This window comes from Sorangium sp. So ce119 (assembly GCF_051524405.1).
Classification (GTDB): domain Bacteria; phylum Myxococcota_A; class Polyangia; order Polyangiales; family Polyangiaceae; genus Sorangium; species Sorangium cellulosum_G.
In genome coordinates this window covers 7,388,782-7,404,880 of record NZ_CP150310.1, presented here as the reverse complement: position 1 = coordinate 7,404,880, position 16,099 = coordinate 7,388,782, and the positions used below count along the sequence as shown (strand labels likewise).

Sequence of the window (16,099 nt, the reverse complement as noted above, 5' to 3'; positions counted from 1 at the left end):
CGGCGTCCCAGGCGGCGAGCGAGCGGCGCCCGCGTCATCCTCTGGCGGCCGGGCGCGGCGCCGGTCCGGTCGAGCGCTCTTTTTCGACGTCGACCCGACTCGCGCTCTGGAGCCCACCGCGATAGCGATCGCGACAACATGTCGCATTCAGCTCGGTTGCGACGCGGCCTATCGTGGCGCGCGTCGTTCCCCAGGAGGGCTCTCATGAAATCCGGTCTTCGTGCATCACGGCTCTTGTTTCCGCTGGTCGGCGTGGCGCTCTCGCTCATGGCGTGCGGCGGCGAGAACGGGGCGAATCCCGTCGACGCCACGGCGACCTCGACGGGCACCGGCGGCGCCGGCGGCGGGGGGAACGGCGGCGCTGGCGGCGCCGGTGGCGCCGGCGAAGGTGGCGGCGGGGCAGGGGGCGATGACGGGACGATTCCCGTCGAGTTGCGGTTCGAAGGCCGCGTCGGCGACGACGTGTTCTCCTGCGAGGACTCGTACGCAGTCGGCACCTCGCAGACGGAGGTGAGGCTCAACGACTTCCGCCTGTACATTCACGACGTGCGCCTGCGCCGTGCCGACGGCGAGGAGGTGCCGGTCGCGCTCGATCAGGACGGGCTGTGGCAGCACCAGAACGTCGCGCTCCTCGATTTCGAGGACAAGTCGGGGAGCTGCGCCAACGGGACGCAGGACACGAACTCGGTGGTGCGCGGGGCGGTCCCGGCCGGGGCGTACGACGGCCTGTCGTTCAAGGTGGGCGTCCCGTCCGAGCTCAACCACGACGATGCGTCGGTGGCGCCCTCGCCGCTCAATCTGTCGGGGCTGTGGTGGAACTGGACCGCCGGGTACAAGTTCCTGCGCATCGACAGCGCCGCAGAGGCGGACCAGGGCGCCTTCCTCGTGCATGTCGGCAGCACCGGATGCGTCAAGGGCGCGGACGACGAGGTGACGTGCGATCGCCCGAATATCGCCGAGGTCGTCCTCGAGGGCATCGACCCGCTCACGACGAAGGTGCTCGTCGACTATGCAGCGCTCGTGCTGGACAGCGACGTGGGGGGGAGCGAGGGCTGCATGTCAGAGCCGAACAATCCCGAGTGTGCACTGGTGTTCACCCGGCTCGGCATCGACGTCGCCGATGGCTCGCCGCGCCCCGAGCATCAGGCGTTCTTCAGGGTAGAGTAGGGGTGATGACGATGTCTGCTCTGGGGGCCGCTCTCCGCGGCTTCGCCACTTCCTCTCTCGTCGCCGCGCTCGCGGCCCTCTCCTCCGGCTGCGGCGACAGCGCGGACCCGCCGGACGCCCCCGGGTCGACCGGGGACGGCGGCGACGACCAGGGCGGCGGCGGGGGCGAAGGCGGCGGCGGAGGGAGCGAGGGCGCGTTCGACTGGGGGCTGCCGCCGGGCTTCCCGGTACCGAAGGTGCCGCAGGACAACCCGATGTCGGCGGCGAAGGTCGAGCTCGGCCGGCGGCTGTTCTACGACAGGCGCCTCTCCGGCAACGGCACGTACTCCTGCGGCTCATGCCATCTGCAGGAGCTCGCGTTCACCGACGGCCTCGGGAGCGCCAAGGGGTCGACCGGCGAGATGCACTCGCGCGGCTCGATGAGCCTGGCCAACGTCGCGTACCTGACCACGTTGACCTGGGGGAATCCGCTCCTCGACTCGCTCGAGGAGCAGGCGCTCCTCCCCATGTTCGGCGAGACCCCGGTCGAGCTCGGGCTCGCGGGCAGGGAAGAGGAGCTGTTCGAGCGGCTCCGCGACGAGCCGCTGTACCGGGAGCTCTTCCCCCAGGCCTTCCCGGGCGACGACGATCCCATCCAGCTCGCCAACATCACCAGGGCGATCGGCGCGTTCGAGCGGTCGCTGATCTCGTACCGCGCGCCTTATGACCGGTATCGCTACGACGGCGACCCCTCGGGGATGTCGGAGCCGGCGCTGCGCGGCATGGATCTCTTCTTCTCCGAGAGGCTGGAGTGCTTCCACTGCCACGGCGGCTTCAACCTGTCGGACTCGGTGCAGCACGATGGGACCACCTTCACGGAGGTGATGTTCCACAACACCGGTCTCTACAACATCGGCGGGACCGGGGCGTATCCCGAGGGCAACGCCGGGGTCTACGACGTCTCGGGCGTCGAGGCGGACATGGGCCGGTTCCGCGCGCCCACGCTGCGCAACATCGCGCTCACGGCGCCGTACATGCACGACGGCAGCGTCGAGACGCTCGAGGAGGTGCTCGACCACTACGCCGCGGGAGGGCGTACGATCGCGTCCGGTCCCAACGCGGGTGTGGGGAGCGAGAACAGGTTCAAGAGCGAGCTCATCAGAGGGTTCGAGCTCACGGCAGAGGAGAAAGCAGACGTGATCGCTTTTTTGAAGAGCCTGACCGATGACGAATTTCTGACGGACCCGCGCCACGCGGATCCGTGGGCGGAGGCGCCGTGATGAGCCGGAGACCGTTCCTGCGACGAGCGCTGCTCGTCCCTGCGCTGGCGGCGCTCGTGTCGGCCGCGATGTACGCCGGGGCGTGTGGCCACAGCCACGACCACGCGTCGAGCGGGACGTCGGCCGGGCCGGAGCTCGACGACGTCATCTACGAGGGCGGCGCGACCGACGAGGCGCTGATCGTGCTGCTCGCCGCGGAGCCGAAGGACGAGCCCTCGCAAGGGACGGCGTTCGACGCGCCCGAGGACGGCGCGACGCTCCCCGGCGACGCCGCGCCGGCGCTGGCCTTCCACATCGCGGGCGCGGCGCAGGGCGCAGGGCCCGCGCCGGCGCTGCGGCTCGCGACGGGCGACGCGCCGGGAGCGCGGGAGGCCGGCGGGGCGGGGGCGCCGGTCTGGGCGGAGCTCGGCGCGCTCCTCGGGCCGGCGCGCGCGGCGCTGGCGCACGGGACGCCCGTCAACGGGCGCGCTTACTTCCTGGTCTTCTCGACGCCGGAGCGCGAGGGGCTGCTCCGGGTGTTCACGACCAAGCTGACCTACACGCCGGACGCGGCGGCCTGGGACAAGCTCCGCGCCGCCGGCGCGCCGATCACCGTCAGCGTGATCAACGCCGTGTTCGAGAACAACCGCATCGTGCAGGGCGGCGGCCCGTTCACGGGCGAGCCGGTCACGTTCTCCGTCGCGCCCTGAGGACCATCAGGTGGGCCCGACGGCGGCGGCGCTCGCGGCGGCGGCGCTCGCGGATGCAGGCGCGCCGGCGCCGGCGGGCGCGTTGCCGCAGGCCGCGAGGAGGGTCGCGGCCGCCACGAAGGTTCGCGGAGTTCGCATCGGCGCATCTTGGCGATCGTCGCCATCGCCTGCGCGCTGCGCCGCCCCGGAGCAGCCGAGCGGCTCCGGGACCGCGCCGCGGCGAGGCCAGCCTGACCCCCGAGGGCTACCAGCGGCCGTGGCGCTGACCCATGTAGCGAGCGACGGAGAGGGGGATCTTCATCATGACCATGAGGACGGGCGGGCGGACGGAGCACGACGCGACCGCAGCGCAGGTGGAGTCCGCGATCACCAACAGCCTGGAGCAGGTCCGCGATATCCTTTGCGGCGCCCAGCTCCGGGAGCTCGCTCGCCGGCTCTCGCACACGGACGCCCAGCTCGCCGTCCAGGCGGAGGAGCTCCGGAGCGAGGCGCGGCGGCGCCTGGACGTGCTGGAGGCGCACGTGCGGAAGGAGATCGAGGCGCTCAGCGCGACGCTCGAGGCCCAGCGCGCGGCCAGCGCCGGCACGCTCGGCAACGTCGCGCGCGAGTCGCGGGAGGCGATCGCGTCGTTCGAGCAGCGGATCCAGCGGCTGGAAGATCTGGTGACGCGCACGCACCGCGAGTTCAGGCATCAGTTCCTGGAGCAGTCCAAGGCGTTCCTGGACGAGACGCGGCGCACGCGCGACGAGCTGAGCGCCACGTTCGAGCGCGAGCTCGCCGCCTGGGCCGACAGCACCGACGCGGCCCTGCCGGACTCGCCGACGCGCGAGGGGACCGCCGAATCGGAGCGGTACCCGAAGTCGGAGCAGCGCTCTGACGAGGCCGCCTGAGGCGCCGGCGCCGCTCCGGCGAGCGGCGCGGACGCGGAGGCCCGGAGACGACCGATGGGACAGCCGAGAGCGCGCCGCGGGACGCCCCCGCCCTCCATGACGCTCGAAGACCTCCGCCCCCTGCTCGTGGGCCCCGAGCAGCGCCGGATCCGGCGGATCGAGGAGCGGCTGGACCACTCCATGGCCGAGATGGTCGCGGAGGTGCTGCCGCAGGCCGTGGTCGAGAGCCGCAAGCAGGGCGAGGCGCTCTCGTGGGCGATGGAGCCGATCCTCACCGTCGCGATCCACGAGAGCGTGCGCCGGGACCCGCGGGCGTTCGCGGACGCGATCTCCCCCGCCATGGGCTCGGCCATCCGCAAGGCCGTGGCCAGCGCGCTCCGGGCGATGCTCCAGCGCCTCAACGAGGTGCTCGCCCGCAGCCTGTCCTGGGAGAGCGTGCGCTGGCGCCTCGAGGCGCGGCGCACGGGGCGTCCCTTCGCGGAGGTGGTGCTGCTCCGCTCGATGGTCTACCGGACCGAGCAGCTCTTCCTGGTCCACCGCGGGACGGGGATCGTCCTCGAGCACGCGAGCGTCGACGACATCCCCTTCAGGGATCCCGATCAGGTCTCGGCGATGCTCACCGCCATCGACGCGTTCGCCCACGACGCGTTTCGCACCGACGCGCGGCTGGAGCGCTTCCGCGTGGGCGATCTCACGGGGTGGGTCGAGCACGGCCCGTCGGCCCTCCTCGTGGCGATCGTGCGCGGCGCGGCGCCGCACGGCTACGAGCTCGCCCTGCGCGAGGCGCTGGAGCACGTTCATCTCACCTACGGCGCCGAGCTCGCCGATTTTCGCGGCGATCCGGCGCCGTTCTCCGGGTCCCGCGAGCTGCTCTGTCGCTGCCTGTGCGAGCAACGCAGGTCGGCCCCGCGCCAGGGCCGGGCCGCGCTCACGGCGGCCGCCCTGCTGGTCGCGATCGCCGCGACCGCCCTCGGCCTCTGGTTCCGCGCCTCGTGGCGGGACGAGCGCCGCTTCGCCGACTGCGCCGATGCGCTGCGGCGCGAGCCCGGCCTGCTGGTGACGTCGGCCGAGCGGCACGGGGGAGAGTACGCGTTCGCGGGCCTGAGGGATCCGCTCGCCGCGGACCCGAGGGCCGTGATCGAGCGCGGCGGCCCCGCGCGCGCCGCGGTCACGATGCGCTTCGAGCCGTTCTATTCGCTCCATCCGCGGATCGTCGAGCGCCGGGTGGAGCAGGCGCTGCGGCCGCCGCCGGGGGTCTCCCTGGCGCTCCGCGACGGCGTGCTCGTGGCGAGCGGGATCGCGCCCGAGCGCTGGATCGAGCGCGCGCGGTGGTCCGCGGCGGTGCTCCCCGGCGTGGCGCGGTTCGACGGCGACCGCCTCCTCGCGCAGGAGTCGATCGACGGGGCGCGCGCCGCGGCGCGCGCCCTCGGGCAGATGGAGATCCTCTTCGACCGGGGCGCTGCCCGGCTCGACGCCGAGCAGCGCGCGCGCGTCGAGGAGGTCGCGGCCGCAGCGCAGCGGCTGTTCGCGCTCGCGCGCGAGGCAGGCATGACCGCCGAGATCCGCGTGATCGGCTACGCGGACCCGGTCGGCTCGGAGGCGTCGAACCGAGCGCTCAGCCTGGCCCGCGCGGAGCACGTCGCGGCCGAGCTCGTCGCGCGGGGCGTCCCTCCGGACCGGCTGCGCGCGAGCGGCGCGGGCCTGCGGCGCGAGGTCTTCCCCCCGTCCTGCTCGAGCGGGGCCGGCGGGACCGGGTGCGCCCCCGGCGCCGACGCGCGGCGCGCGCGCAGCGTGATCTTCCTTGTGGACCTGCGCGCGGGGCGCAAGGAGTGAACCATGGGGGAGAGACGCAAGGTCTGCGTGCTGGGAGCCACCGGAGTCGGCAAGACCAGCCTCGTCGCCCGCTTCGCGCGCAGCATCTTCTCCGAGAGTTACCGGACGACCATCGGCGTGGCGATCGAGACGCGGCGCGTGAGGTCCGATGACCGCGAGCTCGATCTCATCCTCTGGGACCTGAGCGGAGAGGACGAGTTCCAGGACGTCCAGATATCGTACGTGCGCGGCGCCGCGGGCTTCCTCATCGTCATCGACGGCACGCGGCGCGCCACGGTGGAGACGGGGCTCCGCCTCCACGCCGCCGCGCGGGGGATCGCGGGCGAGCTCCCGTCCGTCATCGCCCTGAACAAGGCCGATCTCACGGCGGCGTGGGAGATCGACGAGGCCGGCGAGGCCCGGCTGAGGAAGGCGGGGCTCCTGGTCACCAGGACGAGCGCCAGGACCGGCGCCGGGGTCGAGGGCGCGTTCTGCGCGCTCGCGCGCGCGATGCTGGCGAGCGAGGTGCCGTTGTGGCGGGGGTGATGGCCGTGGACGCCTCGCTGCTGGCGGCGCTTGAGAAGCTCGTGCTCGAGCGCCTGGACGACGGCGCCTTCGTCGTCCGCGGCCAGCCGCCGCCGTGGTTCCTCCGGCTCGGGATCCCGCCGCCGCGCGAGGGGCCGCTCCAGATCGACCGCGCGCTGCCGTTCCTGGAGGTGTTCCTGCCCGAGGCGGAGCGGGCCTGGTCCACGGAAGGCACGCAGAGCGTGCAATCCGACTGCTGGACGCAGATGACCGAGGACGGCGAGGCGCTGCACCTCGAGGCGACGGCGCTCTGCGTGGGCGCGTCGCGGCTGATCGTGATCACCCGGAACGACGCGTTGCTCCACGAGCGCCGCCGCTTGCTCCAGCGGGCGCGCGAGCTGCGCCTCCTGCACGACGCGCTGTCGCGCGAGGTCGAGCGCAAGGACGTCCTGGTCCACTGCATCGTCCATGATCTCTCCGGCCCGCTGAACAGCCTCCTCGGCGCGCTGTCCCTGTTGCAAGAGCAGCCGCTCCCGGAGAAGAGCGGCGCGCTCGCCGCGGTCGCGCTGAAGGCCGCCCTGCGGCAGCGCGAGCTCATCCGGGAGATCCTCGACACGTTCGCCGCCGAGGGGGCCGCGCTCGACGCCGCTTCGGACGACCTCGCCGCGGTGGCGGATCTGCGCGTCACCGTCGCGCAGGTCGTCGAGGCGCTCCTGCCCATGGCGTGCAGCCGGGGGGTCCGCCTGGAGGGACCGCCGGCGCTCGTCGACGGGCCGCCGTGGAGCGTCGTCGGCGAGGAGCGCAGGCTCGCGCGCGTGGTCTCCAACCTCGTCGAGAACGCGCTCCGCTTCACGGCGGCGCGCACGTCGGTGCGGGTCCTCCTGCGCGACGAGCCAGGATGGGCGCGCGTGGCCGTGGAGGACGAGGGGCCGGGCGTCTCGCCTTCCATCGCGCCGCACCTGTTCCAGAAATTTGCGCACGGCCGCGACCCGGGGGCGGGCAGCGGCCTCGGGCTCTACGGCGCCCGGATCGCGGTGGAGCGGTGGGGCGGGGCGATCGGGTACGAGCCGCGGCCGGAAGGCGGGGCGCGGTTCTGGATCCGCTTGCGGCGCGCCGGCGCGGCTGGCGGGGCGCGGGGCGCAGGGACCCAGGGACAGACGCAAAGGGAGTGATGCCATGGCCAAGCTCTTGCTGGTCGACGATGATTCGGGGACGCTCGCGTGGATGGCGGAGGCGCTGGAGGGCGCGCCGTACGACGTCCGGACGGTGAGCAGCGGGAGCGCGGCGCTGGAGCTGCTGAGGACCTGGAGGCCGGACCTCATCGTCACCGACTTCCTGATGCCCGAGATGGACGGCTTCGCCTTCACCCGCCTGGTGCAGTCGCGCGAGCGGGTGCCCGTGATGCTCGTCTCCGTCGTGAACAAGCCGGCGGAGGCCATCCTGCGAGGGGTGGCCGGCTACGTGCGGAAGCCCGTCACCGCGGTGGAGCTCCGCGCCGCCGTCGAGCGGGTGCTCGGCGCCGTCGAGGGGGTCGCCATCCTCGTCGTGGACGACGACGCGGAGATCCGGGCGTGTTACCGGCTGATCCTCGAGCCGCGCTTCACGGTGCTCGAGGCCGAGAACGGGCGTGACGCCCTCGCGCTGCTCGCGCGCGAGGCGGTGGCGCTGGCCATCGTGGACGTCCACATGCCCATCATGAACGGGGTGGAGCTCATCCGCGCGATGCGCGACGACGCGCGGTTCTGCACGATCCCGGTCGTGGTGCAGACGAGCGATCGGGCGGCCGCGCGCGCGCCCGTCTGGACCGACCTGCACGTGGCGCAGACGATCCTGAAGGACGAGTTCATGGACTGGCTCATGACCCAGATCGACGCGCACCTCGCGCCGGGGCCGCCGCGCGAGGCCGAGCGCGCGTGGTCGTCCGCGAGCCGATGACCAGCGTCGGGAGGGCCGAGGTACGGCCGGCGGGAGAGGAGGCGAGGTCCTCGCGCGCGCGCGCCGCGCGCGTGAGGCGCGGATCCGCGGGCGCTCAGCCGGGCGTCCACTGCGGGTTCGCCGTGAACAGGCCGGAGCCGACGCTGATGTCGTAGGCCAGGAACAGGCCGAAGCCCACGCTGAGGAGGCCCGCGACCGCGGCGAGCGCGTGGTGCATCCCGCCGAACCGCGCGCGCGTGAACGCGAACGGCACCGCGAGGGCCCCGGTGATCAGCATCATCCCGGCGACCGTGCCCACGCCGAACAGCGCGATGTAGCCGACGCCCCACCGCGGGTCGCGCACCGTGGTGAGCACGAGGAGCGCCACGGCGGCCGAGCCCGCGAGCCCGTGGACCACGCCGATGAGCAGCGGCCGGAGGCTCAGGTAGACGCGCGATCGCCCGAACACGCGGTCCGCCCAGCCGAGGTCGTGCCGGTGCCCCTCGTGGTGCTCCGCGGCCTGCGCCGGCGGCTCGCCTCGCCGGACCGCCCGGTAGATCCGCGTGAGGTGATACCCCCCGAGGCCGATGAGCATCAGCGCGACCGCGAGCTCCATCGCCAGACCGACGTGCGGCGGCACCACCAGCCCGAACAGCAGGATGGCGCCGCCGATCACCATCAGCGTGAGCGTGTGGCCGAGGCCCCACATCGCGCCGATCAGCAGCGCCACGCCCAGGCTCCGCACCCGGCTCACCACCGTCGCCACCGCGATCACGTGGTCCGCGTCGGTCGCATGGCGCATGCCGAGAGAGAACCCGAGGAGCAGCAGCGGAAATGCCGAGGCGATCATGCCTCGTCTCGTAGCACGGACCGCGCGCGCCGTGCTACGCCGCCAACCGGCGCCCCGGCGCCCCGGCGCCCCGGCGCCCGCGACCCGAGCCCTCCAGATCGGCCGAGCGCTGCCGGCCGTCGTCCGCGGGCTCAGCTCGAGAGATCGCCGGCGATCTCACCGCGACAATCCAACGACATCCGATCAGCGCGGTTGGGAAGGCGCGCTCATCCGTGACAGCGACAGCGACTGCATGGTCGCTCTTCTATAGTTGCGCGCGCCTTCCAGCGCGCCTCGAGGAATACAGACTCCTTGCAACAGCGCCAGAAAACGACGGCGCCGCTCAGCCAAGCATGTCAGTTCGCGCTGTCTCGACTCAACGCGTCGATGGCCTGCTGCATCCAGACCGCGTCCTCTTCAGCCTGCTTCAAGCCATGCATCATCTGCGCGCGCAGCGTCCCCGAGGTCTCGCGGATCCCGCGCCGAAACACGTCTGCTGCGCGCTCGTGGACGACCTTGAGCCACGGGGCCAGGAGGCGCCTGTCGAGCGGCCCGGGAGCGTCCAGGACGGTGATGCAGGCCTCGATGGCCTCGCGCATGGCACGGGATTCGAGCGCGTCGGCGAAGGCGGAGAACTGGAGAAGCGACTCTCGCAGCGCCGCGCGACCGGTCGATGAGACTCTCTCTGTCATGGCCGTGCTCAGCGTACCACCTGACCGAGGCCTCCGCCCGTGCGCGCGCCGCGATTGCGGTCAACGCAGGTGGGATCGCCCCGCCGTCTCCAGCAGCATCGCGAGCACGAGCGGATCGCCGAGCCCTCGCTCTGCGCCGATGTGCGCGCGGAGGCGCGTCAGGCGTGCAGCGTCCTCCAGGAACAGCGGCTCGTCCAGCCGGGCCGCGGCCTCGTGGAGGATGCCCTCGCGCTCGGCGAGGAGCGCCGCGGCGCCGTCGCGGTCGCCGCGTCCGACGCGGGCAGCGGCCTCTGCGAGCGACTCGCCCGCGGCGAAGCCCTGAAGAGTCCGCGTCACCGAGGCGTCGACGGACGCGGCGCTCGCCGCGTCGTTGTCGGCATGGCGCACCTCGATCGGGATCTCCTCGATCACGTTCTTCCTGGAGAGGCGGTCCTTGTACCTGAGCTCGACGCTCGCGACGGCGCGCCTCCCTGCGCCCGGGCCGACGCTCAGCTTGAGCAGCAGGGCGTGCCGGTCATCGCGCGCGAACATCGGCATGAAGAAGCGCATGCCGCCCGCGGCGTCCTCGCGGCGATCGGCCGCGATCCGGTCCCGCGACAGCGCGGCGACGTCCGCCGCGATCTCCTGGGCGCGCACCCGGGAGGCCTCGGCGTCGCTCAGCCGGCGCGAGCCGTAGACGCGGAGCAGATCGACGCCGCTCTTCAGGCGCACGCGCACCTCGACCGCGGTCGCGACCGGATCGAGGCGCCTGTCGAGCTCGGTCGAGAGCGCCGGCGCGATCTGCTCGGGGTCGCGCAGGTAGTAGTAGCCGCCGGCCCCGTCGCTCGCGATCGCGCTCATGAGCTGGCTGTCGTAGTCGTCGCCGAGCCCGAGCGCGCTCGTCTGTATGCCGCGCTGGAAGGCGTCGAGCGCGAGCCGCGCGAGGCGGTCGCCATGGGTGAGGCCGCTCGTGGCGCGGCCGTCGGAGACGAGCAGCACCACGCGCACGGCGTCCTCGGGGATGCCCGGCCGGCTCGCCTGCGCGTAGCCCAGCGAGAGCCCGTCGCCGATGTTCGTGCCGCCGCCCTCGCGGATCTCGTCGATGGCGCGGCGGATCGCCGCGCGGCGCGGGCCCACGGGGCCGTCCTCGATCATCACGTCGGCGCCGGTGGAGAACGTGGTGAGCGAGAAGTCGTCCGTGGGCGCGAGGCGGTCGACGAGCGCCTGCGCCGCGCGGCGGGCGCTGTCGATCGGCGCGCCGGCCATGGAGCCGCTCGTGTCGAGGACGAGGTGCACCGAGAGGTGCGGCCGCGCGGGCGCCGCCGCCGCCGCGGAGCGGAGCGCGAGGCGCAGGTGGAAGGCGCCGCCGCCCGGCGCGAGCGCGGCGCGCTCCAGGTCGGCGCGCAGGCCGAGCGCCTTGCCGGGATCGATCGGGATCTCCGGCGCGTAGCGGGCGCCGACGTCGCCGACGAGCGCGCGCTCCCCCGCGGGCACGATGCCGCGCGCGACGGCGGCCTCGAACGCGGCGAGGTGGCCGCCCCCGGGCCGGTAGGTGGTGGCGAAGCGGCCGTTCGGATCGAGGGGGGCCTCGGGCGCCGGGGCGTAGGCGTGGGCGGCGGCGCCCGGCGCGGCGGTCGTCGCGGCGCCGCCGAGGCGCCCGCGCCCGCTGCCGAGCCCCTGGCCGGACCCTGCGCCGGCGCCGTGGCCGATGGTCCCGACCGCGCCGAGCCCCAGCCCCCAGCCGCCGCCGGCGTCCGCGCCGCCGTTCAACGAGAGGCCCGCGCCGCCCGCGGACGTTTGCGGGCTGTCGAGCCCCCACGGCGCGCCGGGCGCGCTCGGATCGCCGCCGCTTCCCTGGTTGAGCAGCCCGATCATCCCGAACTCCGCAGCGTCGCGCAGCGCCTCCTGCGGCGTCGCGCGCTGCGCCGGTCGATCGCTCGGGCCGGCCACCCCCCACCTGTTCCCGGTCGCCATCCCGCGCGCGGTCGCGCCGCCCATCGATCCTTCCTCGCCCCTCGCCCGCGCCCCCGTGCCGCCCTCCTTCGCGTCCGCGTTCTGCTCGCCCTCCAGCTCGGGCGACGCGCGCAGCTCGCGCTCGTCCGCGGCGGCGAGGTACCGCTGCACGAGCGCGATCCGGTCGGCGCTCATCCCGGAGGACGGGTCGACGAGCGACGGAGCCCAGCGCGCGAGCGCGCCGAGGACTCCGAGGTGCAGGACCGCCGAGGCGGCGTGCAGGGCGAGGCTCTTCCGGCTCACGAGCGCGCGGCGCACGCGCTCGCCCGCGGCGGTGTCCGCGCCGATCTGGATCCGCACGCCCGCGAGCTCGACGTCGACGCGGGCGTGCGCGGGGAGGGGAACGAGCACCGCGCGCGGCATGTCCGCCACGTCCGCGCGCGTCGCGCCGGCGTGCCGCGCGCGCGCCTCGTCGGCGGGCAGGGGCGCGCCGTCCAGCGTCAGGGTCCCGGTCGCGGCGCCGAGCAGGACGAAGCGGACGCGCCCGGCGCGGTCGACCTCGAGGAGCGGCGCGCGACGCGCGCCGAGCACGCGCTCGGGGAGGAAGACATCGCACGGGCGACCGTCGTCGCGCTGCTCGCCGACGTCGAAGGCGCGCGGCGGCGTGAGGTGCTGGACGAAGAGGACGGTCGCGCCCCATGAGATGAGGATCTCCACGGAGCGCACCGCGTCGGCGGCGTCGCCGGCGGCCGCCGCGTCGGGTCGCCCTGGAGCGGTGGTGTTCGCATCGGCCGCGGCGCCGTCGGCGGCGCCCGTCGTGTTCGCGCTGGGCATGGATCTCCCCTGTGCGCCGCGCGGAGCGGCGCGCTCATGTCGCCAGAAACCCGGTAGAGGGCGCGTGGATCTGCGCCCTCGCGGCGAGGCGCTCCGGCCGCGCTGGCCGGCTGTCCCTCGCGCCCTGAGAGACATCGGCTTCGCGGCGAGGTTCCGGCGGCGAGGTCGCGGCGCTCATGACGGCGCTGCTCGGCGTGGGGGCTGCCCCGCGGCCGTCGCCGGTCCGCGCTGCGCGCCGGGAGGGGGCGCGCGCTGACGGCGGCCCGTGGTGACGGCCGAGCCCGCGGCGGGCGGGCGCCGCGGTCGAGGCGGCCCCGGGCTGCCGTCGAGGCCGCTCCGGCTGCGGTCCAGACCCTTCCCGGGACAGGTGGCTCAGCGCACCACGACAGCGCGGCCCTCGGCCGTGTAGATCACCGCCTCTGCCGCGGCGAGCGCGGCCGCCGGAGGCGAATGTTCGACCGACCGGCGACGATCCGTCCTCTCCTTGGTCGACCGCACGAACGGCCAGAAGAGCTGCTCGGCCCAGGGCTCGACCGGCGCGCCCTCGGGCAGCCCGAAGCCCTCCTGCCGCGCATGCGGGATCATGAGCGTGCCATGGAGCGCATCGAAGCAGATGAGCGCGGCGCCGTAGTTCTTCATGGCATTGCCGAAGCGGCCGACTCCATGGTGGACATGGTGGGTGTCGGGCAGCGAGATGATGCGCTCGAGCACCCACATGACAGGACGCGTGAAGCGGTGGCGCTGGAGACGCAGATCCCAGCGGAGATCGCAGTGCTCCATCAACCCGATCACGGTCCTGAAGGACAGCCCGGCCACGTAGGCGCCAGGCTGGCCGAGCCAGACGACGGCCGGGGCCAGCCACGCGCTTGGTACCAGCAGATACCACAGCCAGTTCTCCCGGTATGTGACGGCGACATTCATGTTGCGCGGCACGTGGTGCGGTTTGTGGATACGCCATAGCCACGGCCACTCGTGGCTCTTCCGGTGCACCCAGTACGTCCCGTACTCCTCGAGGAGCACGTAGATCGGGAAGGCCAGCCAGAAGCTCACGCCCGCGAGCGCGCCCTCGGAGCGCGGCCAGAGAGCTCTGAATACCCAGAACGAGGCGCCGAAGGACGCGCCGCGCATCAACACGGAGGTGCCGAGGGACAGGAGACCCGCGCCGAGCTCCCGCATGGTGAGCACGCCGGGGCGCCGGTACAGGCCGAACACGATCTCGACGGCGGCGAAGAACGCGGTGAAAACCAGGATGATCAGCGCACTTTTGAGCATGGGGGTCCTCCTTTCGTGTGTCGTGCGCGGGCTCAGGCGCCCGCCGAGGCGGCGAGGGCGACCGAGCCACGGTCCAGGAACCTGTCGTGATGCAGGTGCTCCGGCTGGATCCTGCCGCGCAGCACGTCGAGCGCGGCGTCGATCATCCCGGGCGGACCACACAGGTAGGCCGCGCAACCGGCGTGGGCCACGGCGGCCTCACGGAGGATGTCGGTGACGTGCCCCATGCGCCCTGTCCAGCTCGAGCCTTCGGGCTCCTGCGAGAGCACGGGCACGAAGGCGAACCGCCCTCGCCATCGCTCCTCGATCGCGGCGACGGCGTCGAGCGCGTAGAGGTCCTGCTGGGTGCGCGCGCCGAGGACCAACGTCACGTCGCGGGCGAGCCCGTCCGAGATACCTTGCTCGAGGATCGCCTTGATCGGCGAGAGGCCGGTGCCTGCTGCCACACACAGGAGCGGCCGCTCGGCCTCGTGATAGCGGAAGCTGCCGTGTGGGCCCGAGAAGCGCAGGCGCGCGCCCGCGCGACCGGCGGCGAAGAGCCAGCCGGTGAAGGCGCCGCCCGGCACGTGGCGGACATGAAAGAGCGCTCTTCGCGGCGACGTCCGATCCGGCGCCTCGGCGAACGAGTAACAGCGCGGCTCGCTGAGCCCCGGGACGCCGGGCACGGTGAGCTGCGCATACTGCCCGGCCGCATAGCGGACCTCCGCGGCGAGGCCGACCTCGACTTCGAGGATGCCGGGCGCGAGCGGCGTCACGCGCGTGATTCTCGCGTCGGTCCGCACCGGCGCCGGATCCGCCGAGCGCCCGCGGGCGGTCCCCGGGACCTCGACCACTACCTCCTCCGACTCGGCCAGGCTCTGGCAGGCGAGGACGAAGCCGGCAGAGAGCTCCTCGGGCGTGACGTGGCGAGAGATGTCCTTCTTGAGACGGAGTTGACCCCTCGTGAGCCGGCACTTGCAAGCGCCGCACTCGCCCACGTTGCACATCTGCGGAAACGGGATGTTCCCGCGCACGGCTGCGCTGAGCAGCGTCTCCCCGACCTCGATGGGAGCCGCGCGCTCGCTGCCCACGACATGGAGCGTCCCGCGTCGGCCGCTCCTTCGACGGACGAATGAAAATCCTATCATGATGTCATCTCTCCCTGTGGAGGCTCCCGGAGCTCGCGTCTGTTCGTCGCGGATCCCGCGACCCGCGACGTCTCCCTGCCGGGTGCGCAATTCATGGATGGCGGCCCGCGAAATGCCCAATCAAGAAACGATATGAGGCAGATGGTCAGCGTGAATATTCCGCTGAATTCAAGCTCGCGCGCCTGCGCGCGGTCCAGGCCGCACGCCGAGGCAGATCAGACGCGGCCGCAGAGCTCGATGAGGGAGCGCCGGAGCCACTGATGGGCCGGGTCGGCCTCCTGGCAACCACGCCACATCATGAACAGCGGGATCGGGTGGACGGGCAGCGGACAGCTCACCACCCGTACGGGGAAATACTGCTCGAACAGCCGTGCCAGGGGCAGCGGCAGCGTGCAGACGAGGTTCGACTGCGAGACGATGAACGACATCGACTGGTAATGGGGAACCTGCACTCGCACGCGCCGCGATCGCCCCACGACGGCCTGGATCTGCTCGGCCAGGTCGGTCTGGCCCTCGCGCGGCTCGAGGACCACGTGCTCGAGCGCCATGTACTCGTCGAAGGTCAGCGAGGGCCCGACGGTCGGATGAGCCTGGCGCACCAGCGGGACGAACTCGAGGTCGAGCACGCGCTGTCGCCGGAACCCCTCGTCCGGGATGACGACATGATCCAGGACGAGCTCGACTTTCCCGAGCCGCATCTCATTCTGCAGCGAGGCGCCGGGCTCGCTGCAGATGTCGAGCCGGACGCGGGCCCCAAGTCGCTCGAGCCACTGCACGAAGCGAGGCAAGAGGATGGCCTCTCCGAGGTCGCTGAGCCCCAGCTTGAAGGTGTGGCTCGCCGTGCAATCGAAGGCGTCGGGCTGTGCGAGCGAGGACTGGATCAGGTCGAGCGCGCCGCGGATCGGGCCGGCGAGCGAGAGGGCGCGCGGCGTTGGCGCCATCTCCTTGCCGCAGCGCACGAAGAGATCGTCGTCGAACAGGAGCCGCAGCCGGGTCAGGGCGCTGCTCACGGCCGGCTGGGTCATGCCGAGGTGCTCGGCTGCCCGCGTCACGTTGCGCTCCGTGATCACCGCGTCCAGCACGGTGAGCAGGTTCAGGTCCACGGCGCGCAGGCGGGGAAGCGGCGGTGCGCTCATGCAAAAGGGAGCGCAGCCCCC

The 16,099-nt window shown here is 73.1% G+C and carries 15 protein-coding genes; 8 read left to right on the top strand and 7 right to left on the bottom strand.

From position 1 onward, the window contains the following. Positions 1-204: 204 nt before the first annotated feature. From WME76_RS27875 to WME76_RS27865, 3 genes are read left to right on the top strand one after another with little or no spacing between them, the layout of a single operon-like run. Complete coding sequence (locus tag WME76_RS27875) at positions 205-1,167, top strand: MbnP family copper-binding protein (protein WP_437955308.1); 963 nt, start codon at positions 205-207, stop codon at positions 1,165-1,167. A 5-nt stretch (positions 1,168-1,172) separates the two neighbouring features. Next, positions 1,173-2,426, top strand: coding sequence for an MbnH family di-heme enzyme (locus WME76_RS27870; protein WP_437955307.1), 1,254 nt, complete (start codon positions 1,173-1,175; stop codon positions 2,424-2,426). Continuing rightward, the gene (locus WME76_RS27865; protein WP_437955306.1) at positions 2,426-3,115 is read left to right on the top strand and encodes a hypothetical protein; all 690 of its coding nucleotides are present in this window, start codon (positions 2,426-2,428) and stop codon (positions 3,113-3,115) included. The genes WME76_RS27870 and WME76_RS27865 overlap by 1 nt, the downstream gene beginning before the upstream one ends. Before the next feature lie 6 nt (positions 3,116-3,121). Here the strand turns inward: WME76_RS27865 and WME76_RS27860 are convergent, their stop codons facing one another. Beyond that, positions 3,122-3,253 carry a hypothetical protein gene (locus tag WME76_RS27860; protein ID WP_437955305.1) on the bottom strand — a complete coding sequence of 44 codons (132 nt, stop codon included), beginning with the start codon at positions 3,251-3,253 and terminating at the stop codon, positions 3,122-3,124. A gap of 164 nt (positions 3,254-3,417) precedes the next feature. On the opposite strand from WME76_RS27860, the gene WME76_RS27855 reads away from it, so the two are divergent. The 5 genes from WME76_RS27855 (at position 3,418) to WME76_RS27835 (ending at position 8,277) form a co-directional block, all read left to right on the top strand. After that, positions 3,418-4,005 (top strand): hypothetical protein, encoded by a 588-nt coding sequence (locus WME76_RS27855; RefSeq protein ID WP_437955304.1) that lies wholly within the window; start codon positions 3,418-3,420, stop codon positions 4,003-4,005. 96 nt (positions 4,006-4,101) lie between these two features. Continuing rightward, entirely contained in the window at positions 4,102-5,838 is a 1,737-nt protein-coding gene (locus WME76_RS27850) for an OmpA family protein (RefSeq protein WP_437955303.1), read from the top strand. A 3-nt stretch (positions 5,839-5,841) separates the two neighbouring features. Further along, complete coding sequence (locus WME76_RS27845) at positions 5,842-6,363, top strand: Rab family GTPase (protein ID WP_437955302.1); 522 nt, start codon at positions 5,842-5,844, stop codon at positions 6,361-6,363. Beyond that, the gene (locus tag WME76_RS27840; RefSeq protein WP_437955301.1) at positions 6,363-7,514 is read left to right on the top strand and encodes a sensor histidine kinase; all 1,152 of its coding nucleotides are present in this window, start codon (positions 6,363-6,365) and stop codon (positions 7,512-7,514) included. Before WME76_RS27845 ends, WME76_RS27840 begins: the two co-directional genes overlap by 1 nt. Positions 7,515-7,518: 4 nt before the next feature. Next, positions 7,519-8,277 carry a response regulator gene (locus tag WME76_RS27835; RefSeq protein ID WP_437955300.1) on the top strand — a complete coding sequence of 253 codons (759 nt, stop codon included), beginning with the start codon at positions 7,519-7,521 and terminating at the stop codon, positions 8,275-8,277. A 94-nt stretch (positions 8,278-8,371) separates the two neighbouring features. On the opposite strand, the gene WME76_RS27830 is transcribed toward WME76_RS27835, so the two are convergent. The 6 genes from WME76_RS27830 to WME76_RS27805 form a co-directional block, all read right to left on the bottom strand. Further along, positions 8,372-9,106, bottom strand: coding sequence for a high-affinity nickel-transport family protein (locus tag WME76_RS27830; RefSeq protein WP_437955299.1), 735 nt, complete (start codon positions 9,104-9,106; stop codon positions 8,372-8,374). Between the two features lie 335 nt (positions 9,107-9,441). Then, positions 9,442-9,684, bottom strand: coding sequence for a hypothetical protein (locus WME76_RS27825; protein WP_437285208.1), 243 nt, complete (start codon positions 9,682-9,684; stop codon positions 9,442-9,444). A 153-nt stretch (positions 9,685-9,837) separates the two neighbouring features. Beyond that, positions 9,838-12,543 (bottom strand): vWA domain-containing protein, encoded by a 2,706-nt coding sequence (locus WME76_RS27820; protein ID WP_437955298.1) that lies wholly within the window; start codon positions 12,541-12,543, stop codon positions 9,838-9,840. 372 nt (positions 12,544-12,915) lie between these two features. Then, the gene (locus WME76_RS27815; protein WP_437955297.1) at positions 12,916-13,815 is read right to left on the bottom strand and encodes a sterol desaturase family protein; all 900 of its coding nucleotides are present in this window, start codon (positions 13,813-13,815) and stop codon (positions 12,916-12,918) included. A gap of 32 nt (positions 13,816-13,847) precedes the next feature. Continuing rightward, positions 13,848-14,885 (bottom strand): 2Fe-2S iron-sulfur cluster binding domain-containing protein, encoded by a 1,038-nt coding sequence (locus tag WME76_RS27810; protein ID WP_437955296.1) that lies wholly within the window; start codon positions 14,883-14,885, stop codon positions 13,848-13,850. A 272-nt stretch (positions 14,886-15,157) separates the two neighbouring features. Further along, complete coding sequence (locus WME76_RS27805) at positions 15,158-16,078, bottom strand: LysR substrate-binding domain-containing protein (protein WP_437955295.1); 921 nt, start codon at positions 16,076-16,078, stop codon at positions 15,158-15,160. Positions 16,079-16,099: the final 21 nt, after the last annotated feature.